The organism is Pandoraea pnomenusa, assembly GCF_040391475.1.
Classification (GTDB): Bacteria; Pseudomonadota; Gammaproteobacteria; order Burkholderiales; family Burkholderiaceae; genus Pandoraea; species Pandoraea pnomenusa_C.
In genome coordinates, this window is record NZ_JBEBXS010000002.1 from 221,787 (window position 1) to 235,009 (window position 13,223).

Annotated in this window: 11 protein-coding genes; 4 read left to right on the forward strand and 7 right to left on the reverse strand. The window is 64.8% G+C overall.

Annotated features, from left to right (window positions below; translation table 11 throughout):
• Nucleotides 1-40 precede the first annotated feature (40 nt).
• Nucleotides 41-757 carry a helix-turn-helix domain-containing protein gene (locus ABWO90_RS03605; RefSeq protein WP_353189829.1) on the reverse strand — a complete coding sequence of 239 codons (717 nt, stop codon included), beginning with the start codon at nt 755-757 and terminating at the stop codon, nt 41-43.
• Between the two features lie 273 nt (nt 758-1,030).
• On the opposite strand from ABWO90_RS03605, the gene gabT reads away from it, so the two are divergent.
• The gene (gabT, locus tag ABWO90_RS03610) at nt 1,031-2,323 is read left to right on the forward strand and encodes a 4-aminobutyrate--2-oxoglutarate transaminase (protein ID WP_353189830.1); all 1,293 of its coding nucleotides are present in this window, start codon (nt 1,031-1,033) and stop codon (nt 2,321-2,323) included.
• A gap of 10 nt (nt 2,324-2,333) precedes the next feature.
• Nucleotides 2,334-3,764: an aldehyde dehydrogenase family protein gene (locus tag ABWO90_RS03615; protein ID WP_353189831.1), complete on the forward strand. Its 1,431-nt coding sequence runs from the start codon at nt 2,334-2,336 to the stop codon at nt 3,762-3,764.
• 46 nt (nt 3,765-3,810) lie between these two features.
• Here the strand turns inward: ABWO90_RS03615 and ABWO90_RS03620 are convergent, their stop codons facing one another.
• Both ABWO90_RS03620 and ABWO90_RS03625 read right to left on the reverse strand, forming a co-directional pair.
• Complete coding sequence (locus ABWO90_RS03620) at nt 3,811-4,977, reverse strand: NAD(P)H-dependent flavin oxidoreductase (protein WP_353189832.1); 1,167 nt, start codon at nt 4,975-4,977, stop codon at nt 3,811-3,813.
• Nucleotides 4,978-5,140: 163 nt separating this feature from the next.
• A complete protein-coding gene (locus ABWO90_RS03625; RefSeq protein ID WP_353189833.1) occupies nt 5,141-5,998 on the reverse strand; it encodes an oxidoreductase in 858 nt (285 codons plus the stop codon).
• 116 nt (nt 5,999-6,114) lie between these two features.
• Between ABWO90_RS03625 and ABWO90_RS03630 the strand changes: the two genes are divergently transcribed.
• Nucleotides 6,115-7,068: a LysR family transcriptional regulator gene (locus tag ABWO90_RS03630; RefSeq protein WP_353189834.1), complete on the forward strand. Its 954-nt coding sequence runs from the start codon at nt 6,115-6,117 to the stop codon at nt 7,066-7,068.
• 43 nt (nt 7,069-7,111) lie between these two features.
• On the opposite strand, the gene ABWO90_RS03635 is transcribed toward ABWO90_RS03630, so the two are convergent.
• Both ABWO90_RS03635 and ABWO90_RS03640 read right to left on the reverse strand, forming a co-directional pair.
• Entirely contained in the window at nt 7,112-8,179 is a 1,068-nt protein-coding gene (locus ABWO90_RS03635; RefSeq protein ID WP_353189835.1) for a DMT family transporter, read from the reverse strand.
• Between the two features lie 145 nt (nt 8,180-8,324).
• Nucleotides 8,325-9,158: an oxidoreductase gene (locus tag ABWO90_RS03640; RefSeq protein WP_353189836.1), complete on the reverse strand. Its 834-nt coding sequence runs from the start codon at nt 9,156-9,158 to the stop codon at nt 8,325-8,327.
• A gap of 154 nt (nt 9,159-9,312) precedes the next feature.
• Between ABWO90_RS03640 and ABWO90_RS03645 the strand changes: the two genes are divergently transcribed.
• On the forward strand, nt 9,313-10,224 hold the full coding sequence (locus tag ABWO90_RS03645) for an AraC family transcriptional regulator (RefSeq protein WP_353189837.1): 912 nt from the start codon (nt 9,313-9,315) through the stop codon (nt 10,222-10,224).
• Between the two features lie 128 nt (nt 10,225-10,352).
• Here the strand turns inward: ABWO90_RS03645 and ABWO90_RS03650 are convergent, their stop codons facing one another.
• Entirely contained in the window at nt 10,353-11,801 is a 1,449-nt protein-coding gene (locus tag ABWO90_RS03650; RefSeq protein WP_353189838.1) for an amidase, read from the reverse strand.
• Nucleotides 11,802-11,876: 75 nt separating this feature from the next.
• Nucleotides 11,877-13,169 carry an MFS transporter gene (locus tag ABWO90_RS03655; protein WP_353189839.1) on the reverse strand — a complete coding sequence of 431 codons (1,293 nt, stop codon included), beginning with the start codon at nt 13,167-13,169 and terminating at the stop codon, nt 11,877-11,879.
• Between the last annotated feature and the right edge of the window lie 54 nt (nt 13,170-13,223).

Here is a 13,223-nt window from a genome sequence, read left to right on the forward strand (position 1 = left end):
CAACGTGGATGCGGCCGGATGCGGCCTCGGCGGGGAAGCGTCAATACGACGGTGGCGTAATGACCCACACGATTTCGGTCGGCGTGTTGCCGGGGTTGCGATAACGATGCGGGGTATGACTCTCGAATGTGAAACTGTCGCCTGCTTCGAGCACGAAGTGCTGCTCGCCGACCCAGAGTTCGAGCGTGCCGTTGATGACCACGCCGCCTTCTTCGCCGCGATGCTGATAGGCGTCGCCACTGTCGGATCCCGGCGCCATGACCGACCACAGCAGTTCCAGTTGGCCGCTCAGGTTGGGCGAGAGCAGGTAGTCGGCGATGCCCGAATCGAACGTCAACTGGCGGCGGCGCTCACGTCGCACGACGACACCGCCATCGGATGGCTCCGCACTTTCGCCGTGGGGGAAAAACCAGCTCACCTGAACACCGAGCGCCGCAGCGACATCGTGAAGCGCGCCGATCGTGGGCTTGCTCTTGCCGCGTTCGAGCTGACTCAAGAAGCCGATGGATTTGCCGCAAAGCGCGGACAAATCCTGGAGGGACAAGCCGCGAGCTTTGCGAAGGCTCTTGATTTCGGGGCCGATCCAGTCGAGGGGCGCCGCGTCGTCGGTGCTGCCCGATGCCTGCACGACACTCGGCGCAGGCGATTTGGCTGCGACTTGGCGAGCCGTCGGCGAAGCGCCTCGCTTCGTGCGCGCGGCCGCCTGCCCGGCGGTGTCGCCGTGCGGTGCAGTCCCCGATTTCTTGTGTACTGGCATCCCGATCCCCAACGTGTTGCGCGAACGACTCGCTCTCGCGCATCGCGTCCCGAATTCTAGCCGACGGGCCGGCATTCCCGGCACATGGCCGCCGGTGTCAGCCGCAATCTGCCCGTTCCGGCATTCATCGAAGGAAAAATTGTTTGCGATAATTTTCACATTAATGAAAATTAATTGCAAAATTTTCACGTCAAATCTACACTGATCCGGCCATCATCGGCACACCGAACCGCCGGCGCTGACCGGCCACGCATTCTTGACGAGATCCACTTCATGTTGAATTCAGCCCGCAGCAACGCATCGCTCCAGGCGCGCAAGGACGCCGCCTGCGCAAAAGGTATTGGCGTCATGACGCAGCACTTTACGGCCCGTGCCCAGAACGCCGAGATCTGGGACGTGCAAGGCAATCGCTTCATCGATTTCGCGGGCGGCATTGCCGTGCTGGCGACGGGGCATCGGCATCCGCGCATCGTCGCTGCGGTGCAGGCGCAGTTGGAACAGTTCCACCACACGTGCTTTCATGTCACGCCGTATGAAGGCTACGTGGCGTTGTGCGAGCGGCTGAACGACATCACGCCGGGCCAGTTCGCCAAGAAGACGGCGCTCTTCACCACGGGCGCCGAAGCGGTCGAGAACGCCATCAAGGTGGCGCGTGCCGCCACCGGGCGCAGCGCGATCATTGCGTTCTCCGGCGCCTTTCACGGCCGCACGATGATGGGCATGGCGCTCACGGGCAAGGTCGCGCCGTACAAGTTGGGTTTCGGGCCAATGCCGGCCGAAGTGTTCCATGCACCGTACCCCGTTGCGTTGCACGGCGTGAGCGTGGACGACAGCATGGCCGCGCTCGAATCCCTGTTCAAGACCGACGTCGATCCGCGCCGTGTGGCCGCGATCTTCATCGAACTGGTGCAGGGCGAAGGCGGCTTCTACGTCGCGCCTCCCGAGTTCTTGAAACGCCTGCGTGCGCTGTGTGACACGCATGGCATTCTGCTCGTGGTCGACGAAGTGCAGACCGGCTTCGCGCGTACCGGCAAGCGCTTTGCGCTCGAGCATCACGAAGTGGATGCCGACCTGATCACGATGGCGAAGAGTCTTGCCGGCGGTTTCCCGCTCTCGGCGCTGACGGGACGCGCCGAAGTGATGGATGCCGCAGGCCCGGGCGGTATCGGCGGCACCTACGCCGGTAACCCGTTGGCTTGTGCTGCCGCGCTCGCCGCCATCGACGTCATCGAGGAAGAAGGCCTGACGGAGCGCGCTTCGGTGCTGGGGGAACAGTTGACGTGCATGCTCGACGGGTTGCGTCGCGACGTGCCGGAGATTGTCGACGTGCGCGGACTCGGCGCCATGATCGCGGTGGAGTTCGGCGCCGCGGGTACCGGTGCGCCGGATGCCGAGATGACGCGCCGCGTGCAGGCCGAAGCGCTCAAGCGCGGATTGTTGCTGCTGATCTGCGGCGTTCACGGCAACGTCATCCGCTTCCTCTTCCCGTTGACCATCGAGGACGAGATCTTCGCGGAAGGTCTGGCGGTGCTTGCCGATTCGATTCGTGCGGCACGCGCCGCGTGAGGTCGTAGCGATGAAACCGAACTACATCAATGGCGCGTGGGTGCCGGGCGTGGCGTCCACCCCGAACATCAATCCGTCAGACACGAACGACATCGTCGACGCGTTCGCCCGTGGCGATGCGGCGACCACACGCGATGCGATCGCCGCTGCGCGCGACGCAGGCCCGGCATGGGCCCACGCAACGCCTCAGGTACGTGCCGACGCGCTTGACGCCATCGGTACCGAACTCATTGCCCGCAAGCAGGAACTCGGCGAATTGCTGGCGCGAGAAGAGGGCAAGTCGCTGCCCGAATCCGTGGGCGAAGCGGCGCGTGCGGGACAGATCTTCAAGTTCTTCGCCGGTGAGGCGTTGCGTCAGGGCGGCGAGCATCTCGCGTCGCTGCGTCCCGGTATCACGGTCGACATTACGCGTGAGCCGCTCGGTGTCGTGGGCATCATCACGCCGTGGAACTTCCCGTTGGGGATTCCGGCGTGGAAGATTGCACCGGCACTCGCGCATGGCAACACCGTGGTGTTCAAGCCGGCCGATCTCGTGCCGGCGTCGGCGTGGGCGCTGACCGAGATCATCAGTCGGGCGGGCCTGCCTGCCGGGACGTTCAACCTCGTGATGGGCCGTGGGCGCGAAGTCGGTCAGGCGCTGCTCGAATCGCGCGACGTGCACGGCATCAGCTTCACGGGGTCGGTCGCGACGGGCAAGAGCGTGCTCATGAGCGCGGCGTCACGTCTGGCCAAGGTGCAGATGGAGATGGGCGGGAAGAACCCGTTGATCGTGCTCGACGATGCCGACCTCGACGTCGCCGTCGAATGCGCCGTGCAGGGCGCCTATTTTTCGACCGGGCAGCGGTGCACGGCTTCGAGTCGGCTGATCGTCGACAAGCGTATCCATCGGCGTTTTGTCGAGGCGCTGAGGGCACGACTGGCGACGCTGCGTATCGGCGATGCGCGAGATCCGGCGACCCAGATCGGGCCGGTCGTGAGCGACGCGCAATTGCAGACGGACCTCGACTACATTGCCATCGGCCGTGAGGAGGGCGCCACATTGGCGTTCGGTGGAGAACGCCTGTCGCGCGCGACACCGGGCTACTACCTGTCGCCGGCGCTGTTCGTCGACGCGCACAACGACATGCGAATCGCTCGCGAGGAAATCTTCGGGCCGGTGGCCTGCGTGATTCCGGCCGACGGTTACGAGCATGCGCTGGCCCTGGCGAACGATACCGAGTTCGGATTGTCCGCCGGCATCTGCACCACGTCGCTGAAGTACGCGAATCACTTCAAGCGACATGCGCAGGCGGGTATGACGATGACCAACGTGTCGACGGCCGGCGGTGATTATCACGTGCCGTTCGGCGGACGGAAGGCGTCGAGCTACGGTGCGCGCGAACAAGGACGCTACGCGGCCGAGTTCTACACGACGGTGAAAACGTCGTACGTCGCGGCGTAGCCCGCCGCAATGCGTGGGCGTCGCCGGGGCGATGGCCCCGGCGATGCTACGCCGGTACCGTCGGCGCCGCGTCGTCCGGGCGCTCGCCGGTGAGCAGATAGCGCATCAGATCGGCAACGGGGCGAATGCGTTCGCCAAACGGCAGTGGATCGCGGCCACGGAAGAAGAGGCCGCGCGCCACGTCGCCGCGCACGGCCTGAGCGAGTTTCAGATCGATGCAGAACTGGCCGATACGTGCGACACCGTCGCGTAGTCCACAGGCCTGAAGGCAGTCGAAGCCTTCCAGACACTCGCGCACCTTCGCCTTGGCCTGCAACGCAGACTCGCGCGACAGGTACTTCTTGAGCCATGGCGTGAGCACAGCGCGCGCGGGCAGTCCCGCGACACTGGTGAACTCGGCGATGTCCTCCGGCCGGGCGCTTGCCAGCACCGCCTTGAAGTCCGGGTGGGCGTCCGATTCCTCGGTCACGGCGAAGGCCGTTCCCAACTGAACGCCCGCCGCGCCTTGCGCCAGCCAGTGACGAACCTGTTCATGACGGTGGATGCCGCCTGCCACGATCAACGGCACGGCCGCCCAGTCGATGCCCAATGTCGCGTAGATCTCACGGCATTCCGTGAGTACGCGTTCGAACGAGAAACGCGCGTCGCCCAGGTCTTCGATGCGCGACGCGCCGAGGTGGCCGCCCGCATGCGCTGGATGCTCGATCACGATGGCATCGGGCAGGCGGCCTTTCTTCATCCACTTGCGCAGCACCAGGCTTACGCCGCGCGAGTCGGACAGGATCGGGATAAGTGCCACGTGCGGGTGCGACGCGGTGAGTTCGGGCAAGTCGAGCGGCAAACCGGCGCCCATGACGATGGCGTCGGCACCGCTCTCGCAGGCCTGACGCACTAGCGCAGCGTGCGCGCTGACGGCTTTCATGACGTTCACGGCCACGAGTCCATTGCCGTTGGCGATGGCCTTGGCTTCGCGAATCTCGCGATCGAGGGCGATGAGATTGACCGCCTCGATGGCCGTCTTGTCGCGCGTGCCTTCCACCTGAGCGAGCAAGTCCGGGTGATGGTGGCGCAGGTCGATGCTCGCAATCGTGCCCATGCCGTTGTGCCGCGCCACCGTGCCCGCCAGCCGGTGCGCGGAGATGCCGATTCCCATGCCGCCCTGTACCACCGGCACCAGCCGGCGGCCGGCCAGCGTCAACCATTGCTCGTTCATGTCAGTTCCGTTCGTCGAAGTAAACGCTCGCGGGGCGTTGGCCAATGGCCCGCGCCCGCGAGATGGCAGTCTGGCATCTGCCCGACGAACGGATGTTGCGATGGGTCAAGCACGCCAGTGCTCAGGCGGCGCTATCGGTGCGGCATGACGTCGCAGTCGTGGCTCAGGCGGCGAAGTCCGTTGAGGCCGACAGCGCTTTCCACTCGTCCGTTTCCTGCGCGACGTAGGCGTTTTTCGCTGCGATGGCCGCCAGCGTGTCCGTGCCCAGCGGAAGGCGCATCGGCGGTTTCGCTGCGTCCACCAGTGCGATCATCGCGGCCGCGAGCCTGGCCGGGTCGCCCGGTTGATTGTGGTTGATCTCCACGGCCTTGCGGCGTACCGCGCCCGAGGTGGCGTCGTAATCGCCAATGATGTCAGGGGCGACGACCAGCGAGGACGCGTCGAGAAAATCGGTGCGGAAGTACCCCGGTTCGACGACGGTTGCGTGAATGCCCAGCGGCGCCAACTCCGCATGCAGTGCTTCCGTAATGCCCTCGACGGCGAACTTCGTCGACGAGTACACACCGAAGCCCGCTGCGGCCCGATACCCGCCAATCGACGAAATGTTGATGACGTGTCCCGCGCGGTTCGCGCGCATCGTCGGCAACGTTGCGCGCGTGACATTCAGCAAGCCGAAGACGTTGGTGTCATACATGCGGCGCACATCCTTGTCGGCAGATTCTTCCACTGCCCCAAGAAGGCCAAAGCCGGCGTTGTTGACCAGCACGTCGATTCGGCCGAATTTCGCGATCGCCGCCTTCACGGCCGCCTGTGCCTGCGCCTCTTGGGTCACGTCCAGCGCAACCGGCAGCAAGGCCGCCGACTCGCCAAGGCGCTCGGCGATGGCCGCGACGTTTCGTCCGGCGGCCACCACGGCGTTGCCGTCCGCGAGCGCGGCCTCGGCAATCAAGGCACCGATACCGCGCGACGCGCCCGTGATGAACCATACGCGCTTGAAACCACCCTGTTGAACGTCAGCCATGATCTCTCTCCTATGTGTGATGAAGTGATGCCATGGTAGGACCGACGATTGACGCAAACTAGCTGGCTATTACTTGGTTCATAATCAACTTTTATTTGTCAATCCGGGCGTCGAGAATGAATGGAATTCGTGCGATCACCGTCTTTGTGCGCGCGGCCACGCTGGGAAGTTTGCGCAGTGCGGCCATCGATCAGGGAATATCGCCGCAGGCCGCGAGCCATGCGGTCATACAGCTCGAGAAGGACCTCGGCGTACGATTGTTTCATCGGACCACACGCAAGCTGAGCCTGACAGAGGAGGGGCAACGGTTGCTGGACAGCGTGAAGCCGGCGCTTGCGACGCTGTCTTCCGCGCTGGACGACGCTCGGCGCTCAACGGAAGACGTGGGGGGCGTGTTGCGTGTGAGTGCACCCCGGGCGCTCGGGCTGCCGGTCCTGTGGCCGTATTTCGAGGAATTCCAGAAGCGCTATCCGAATGTGCACCTCGATGTGCAATTCGACGATCAGTTCACGGATCTCGTCACCGACCGCGCGGACGTCGGATTTCGCGGAGGACCGCCGCCATCGGGCGGCTCGATTGCGCGTCGGCTGGTGCCGATTCAGTTGATCGTGTGCGCGTCGCCGGAATACATCGAGCGCCACGGTGCGCCGCAGACCATCGACGATCTCGCCCAACATCGCTGTACCGGGTACCGTCGCGCGAACACGGGCAAGCTCGCACAGTGGGAGTTCCGGATCGGCGACGAGATCGTTCATCGCGACGTGCCTGCGGTCGTCTGCGTGAACGACACGGAAATGGAAACGCAGGCAGTGCTGACGGGGCTCGGTATCGGGCAATTGGCCAGCTTCAATGCAACGACGCACATCAGAAGTGGTCGCCTCGTTCCGTTGCTGACGGATCACGTCAGTGAGTACGGCATGATCTATATCTACTATGGCCATCGAACCGAACAGTCGCTGCGTGTGAAGACATTCATCGACTTCATGGTCGAGCGCATGGCAGGCAACCGGGATTTTTTCCTCGACCCGCGCGAGCTTCTTCCCGGGCGGCCGCCGAAACGAGGACGTTGAGCCCTGCCCGGTGTTCAGGCGGCGCCGTCGCTGCGGCCTGGCACTACGCGGTGGTCTCGGTATTTGCCGTGGCGTCCGGCAACGTCGACGCTGCCACCTTTGCGCTTGCGCCGGCAGACGCCCCTTGCACGGTGCCAAGCGCGATGCCGCCGACGATGAGGGCGAGCGCAATCCAGACGTCGAGCCCGAGCGACTCGCGCAGGATCAGCGCGGAGGCCAGCGTGCCGACAACGGGCACGCCGAGCAGGCCGAGGGAGGTGACGCCCGCCGGAAGCTGGCGCGTGACCACCCCCGCAAGCCAGTACGCGATGCCGCCGCCGATCACGCCGCCGTAGGCGAGCAGGCCAGAGAATCCCGCCCATCCCTGCACGCGTGGCGCGCCGTCGACCACGGCGGCGATCGTGCACATCACCACGCTGGCCAGCAGCAATTGCCAGGGGCTCAGCGCGAACGGCCCGTTCACCCAGCGGTGGGCGCGCATATGGACGATGGCCACCGCCCAGACGAACGCCGCTGCCAGCACGAGCGCGTTGCCGAAGACGGCCTGATGGTCGTGCCAATCGAACGCAAGCGGGTTGAACATGACGCCGAGGCCGACGAGACCGCAAGCGAGACCCGCGAGGCGTCGCGGCGTGAGCGCTTCGCCCAGCCAAAGGCGTGCCGCAGGCATCACCCAGAGCGGCGTGGTGTAGGCGAGCACGGCCGAGCGTCCGGCGCTGACGTACTGCAGGCTGAGCGCGACGAGCAGCGAGAAGACCGTCATATGCAGCAGGCCGACGCTCAGAATGACAGGCAGGTCACCGCGTCGCGGCAACACCAGCCGCCGGGTGAGCGCGCAGATCACGAACAGGGTCGTCATGCCGATGACCGAGCGCAGCGCGGCACTCCACCATGGGGAGACGTGAGCGAGCAACGCCTTGCTCACCGGCCAGTTCACGCCCCACGCCACCACGACGATGGCGAACAGGATTCCGGCATGCGAGCGCACGGACGAACGGTGGGACGAGAGACGTTGCAGGCTGGCAGGCAGGTTCACGCGCACGAACTCCCGGGTGCGAGGGTTGAAGCGAAAGGCATTGCGCCGGGCGATGACCCGGACGCCATGCGCCATGTCGTCACGTTAAGGGAGTCGTGGCGCATGGAAAAGCGCCATAGTGCAGGGAAACGGTGGTGCCAGGCGATGCCATCGGGCGACGGTACCGATCGTTTGCGACTTCGCGGGAAGTGCAGACTTGACGACGCCGTCTCGACCGTTGTCAGCCGTCAGTCGAAACGGTGACAGCCTCCCACGCATCGATTTCGTCGCGCAACGCCGACAGCTGGTTGCGGACAAGCGCGAGGGCGTCGCTGCCGAGCAGCAGGTGCGCCGGCGGGTGATCCGCCGCAATCGCGGCCAGCATGGCTTGTGCCGCTTTCGCCGGATCGCCCAGTTGCTTGCCGCTCTTTTCCTCCCGGGCCTGCCGGATCGGATCGAAAATCTCGTCGTAGTCCGGAATCGAGCGGGGCGTGCGCGTCATCGAACGCCCCGCCCAATCGGTACGAAACGAGCCCGGCGCCACGGCGGTCACGGCAATGCCGAAAGGCTTGACCTCTTTGCCCAGCGCTTCCGAGATGCCTTCGAGCGCAAACTTGCTCCCGCAGTAATAGGTGATCCCCGGCATCGTGATGTGGCCGCCCATCGAGGTGATATTCAGGATGTGGCCGCGGCGTCGCGCACGCATGAACGGAAGCACGGCTTTCGTCATGGCGACCGCCCCAAACACGTTCACCTCGAACTGCCGGCGCATTTCCGAGAGCGGCGATTCCTCCATGATGCCCTCGTGACCGTAGCCGGCATTGTTGACCAGCACGTCGATGGGGCCGACGTCCGCTTCGATCGCGGCGACAGCGCCATCGATGGCGTCGAAGTCCGTGACGTCGAGAATTCGTCCAAACGCGGCGTTTGCGGACAGGGCCTCGAATTCCCGCCTGGCCTCGGCACTTCTTACCGTGCCGACGACTTTGTGACCTGCCGCCAGCGCTTCGCGCGCGAGTGCGCGGCCAAAGCCGCTGCTGACGCCGGTGATGAGCAACGTTTTGCCGGATGTCATGAGAACCTCTCCCAAGTGTTGATTGGAGATTGCATGCTACGCTGATGGGAGCGGGGATTTAATCCGAATTCCTCGATATTTCTTGCATAAAACTATGAAAACCCGGGCCGCTTCGACGTCAGATTCAGATCTTCCTTTTCGCAGCCAGGAACGCATGGTGGCCTTGTTGGAAGCGTTGGCGCCTGACGAGGGCTACAACCTGACGGCGCTGCCCAGCGTGCGAATCTTGCGCTCGAACCGGTCGCTTTCGCGCACCCCTGTCTTGTATGACCCCGGCATCGTCATCGTCTGTCAGGGGCGCAAGCGAGGCTATTTCGGCGGCCAGCTTTACTTGTATGACGAGCGTCACTATCTGGCCGTATCCGTGCCGGTGCCGTTCAGCATGGAGACCGACGCAACCGAAGCGCGTCCGCTGCTCGCGCTGTATCTGCATCTGGATTTCGCATTGGCTGCGGAAGTGGCGGAGCGAATCGATCGCGAGTCCGCACCGGAACGCCCCCCGGCGCCGCAAAGCATGATGTCGACGCCGATGGACGATGTGATGCAAGCGTCTGTGCTGCGTTTCCTCGAGGCGATGCATCGGCCGCTGGAGGCGGCGGTGCTGGGCACCGGCCTGTTGCGTGAGCTGTATTTCCGCGCGTTCACGGGTGCCCAGGGAAACGCGTTGCGCGAGGCGTTGGCGATGCGAGGGCAGTTTGGCCAGATCGGTCGTTCACTTCGCCTGATTCACGCGAACTACGCGCAACGCCTGGACGTGACGCAACTCGCGAGCGAAGCGGGCATGAGCGTTCCGAGTTTTCACAGCCACTTCAAGGCAATTACGCAGGTCTCGCCAATGCAATACGTGAAGTCGACACGCCTTCATCAAGCACGCCTGCTGATGGTGCGCAGCGGGCTGAGCGCAGAGGCGGCCGGGCATGCGGTCGGCTACACGAGTCCGTCCCAGTTCAGCCGGGAGTTCAGGCGTCTGTTTGGTTCGACACCGGCGGCAGAGGCACGGCGCATGCGAGAGAGCTTCGCCATTCCCCCCGCGTTTGCGGATACGGCCTTTGTCTCGTCGCATTGATCTCGTCGGTCTCGCGCTATTTCGGTCACTTGGGCTGACGAAGCGCCGACGCATGGGCATGCGGACATGCGGTCATGCGGTCATGGACAGTCAGCGCAATGGCCGATGCATGCATCGGCCATTGCGCTTTACAGGTCCCAGTGCCGCAGATCGGGAGTGACGCGTCCCGGGGCCTGCAGCGCAGGTGCCAGCGCTGCGGCAACGGCCAACAATTGACGGTCAGCCAGCGGTGGTGCCATCAGTTGCACGCCAACGGGCATGCCGATGTCGTCAAAGCCGGCGGGTAGGGCGATGGCGGGCGTGCCCAGAAAGTTACCCGCGCGGCAGAAGCGGCCGATGCTGACGTGGGCGCTGTCGGCCGGATCAAGTGGCAAGGCGCCGTGGCCGGTGGCGGGCATCAGCAGTGCACCGCCGGGGCCGATGGCCTCCGTGAAGGCAGCGGCCACCAGCAAGCGGCGTGCAATGGCCGCTTCGTACTCGGCGCGGGAGGTTTTGCCGCCGGCCAGGATACGCTGGCGCACGACGTCCCACAGTGGCTGGGTCGCGTCTTCGGCGAGGTGGCCGTGCAGTTGAAAACCTTCGTATCCCAGGATCACCGAGTTCGCTTCGGAGAGTTCGCCGATGTCCAGTTCCGTTGACGGCATCCAGGGCTGCAACGTCCACCCCGCCGCCGTCAGGCGGGCGAGCGCTTCGTCCCAGACGCGCTGCGCGCCGTCGGACAGCGTAGCGGGAAAGGCGCGCGCGTCCAGCACACGCAGGACAGGTTGCGTCTGCGGTGTGACGGTCGGTAGCGCGTCGCGCAGGCCTTCATTGATGGCTGCGGGGACCTGCTGCGTCAACGTGTCGGCGGCGTCGGGGCCGGTCAGGATCGCGGTGAGCGCATGGGCGTCGGCGACATTGCGCGCGATCGGCCCGAGCACGTCCAGCGTGGGCGCGAGCGGCACAACGCCCGCACCGCTGATCACGCCGCTGGAGGGTTTGAAGCCCACCAGATGATTGAGCGTGGCCGGGGCGCGCACCGAGCCGCCGGTGTCACCGCCGATGGCGATTGGCGCCAGACCGGCCGCGACGGCGGTGCCGCAGCCCGACGACGAGCCACCCGGCGCGCGATGCAATGCGGCGTCCCAGGGATTCCACGGCGTGCCGCGCGTGGGATTCTGGCCGGCCAGACCGAAGGCGAATTCGGTCATGTGCGTCTTGCCCAGCACGACCATGCCGGCGTCGCGCATGCGCTGCACGGCGGTGGCTGTGGTTTCGCTGGTGATGGCCAGTCGACTGAGCGATCCGGCGGAGGCCGCGCTCCCGGCGACTTCGACGCTGTCTTTTATCGCTACCGGCACGCCATGCAGGGGGCTGGACGGACCCTTGCCGCCGGGGCGCAGGGCGGCATCGGCGGCGTCCGCCTGGGCAAGCGCCTGTTCGACAAACACCTCCGTGAAGGCATTGAGCGCGTCGGCGCGAGCGATGCGATCGAGGAAGTGCTGAGTGACTTTACGCGAAGTGATCTGTCCGCTTGCGATCTGGCCGGCGAGACAAAGGGCGCTTTGAAAATGAAGAGGTGCGGGAGATTCGCGCATAACAATTGGCAGGAAATCGAAACCCATCGCCCCGACGACGCGGGGCGATGGGCGGAAGGCTGATGCTGACGCGGGTTACTTCAGCGGTCGACCGTTGGTCTCCGGCATGCGGATGAAGGTGATCAGCGTGATGACCGCACCTGCCAGCACGTAGAAGAAGAACCAGCGCTCCTGCCCGATGCTTTGCAGCCAGGTCAGCAGATACGGCGTTGTGCCGCCCAGCAGCGCCACCATGAAGTTGTACGGTGCGCCGATGCCGACAGCACGCACGCGGGTCGGGAACTGTTCCGACATGATGGCGGGCGCAATCGACGTATAGAGTGCGTACAACACGAGGCCGAACAACTCCACCGCGAGGATGGAGGCGAAGGTCGGCTGCATGCTGGTGATGACCGGGTAGAAGAACAGCAGGTAGCCGGCGGCGAACACGATGAGCTGCGGCTTGCGGCCAATGCGATCGGAGAGCATGCCAAGCAGCGGATGCAGGAGCATGAACACGATCATCGCGATGGTGTTGGCGCCGAAGGCGACGCGGGAGTCGGCGTGCAACGCGCGGATCGCATAGGTCGGCACATAGGCGACGAACAGGTAGAAGGCGAACGTCGTCAGCACGGAGAAGCCGACGATGCGCAGCGTTTCACGCGGGTACTCGCGCAGCAGCGTGCGAAGCGGTTGCTTGACGGGCTGCTGCTTAAGCTGCTCGGCCGAGGCTTCGGTCTCGGGGATGGAGGTGCGAAGCCACATGCCGGCCACGCCGCCCAGTGCACCCAACAGGAACGGTATACGCCAGCCAAACTCCTTCATCTGCTCGGCAGAGAGATAGGTGGTGAGCCCCCAGCCGATTGCCGAGGCGATGAGAATGCCGGCGGCCGAGCTGAAGAAGGCGAAACTGGAGAAGAAGCCGCGGCGGTGATTGGGCGCCATCTCGGCGAGGAAGGTCGAGGCCGAAGCGTACTCGCCGCCCAACGACAGGCCCTGGATCAGACGCGCGATCACCAGCATCACGGGGGCTGCCAGGCCGATACTTTCATAGGTCGGCGTAACGCCGATGATCAGCGAGCCGCCCGCCATCATTAGAATAGTGGCGGCAAGCGCGGCCTTGCGACCGTAGCGATCGGAGAAGATGCCCAATGCCCAGCCACCGATGGGGCGCATGAAGAAGCCGACGGCGAAGATGGCGAAGGTGGCCAGCAGTGAAGCGGTCTCGTCGGTCTTGGGGAAGAATTGCCCGGAAAAGAACACGGCGAAAGACGCGTAGATGGTCCAGTCGAACCATTCCACGGCGTTGCCGATGCTGCCTGCGGCAATCTTGCGTGCGTTGGATGCCTCGGCCCGCGCCGGGAGAGCCATCGAGGTAGGTTGGGTCATGGGAAGGCCCTTGTCTCTGTGTGGTTGTTGAATTTTGTGCTAACAATGCCAAAA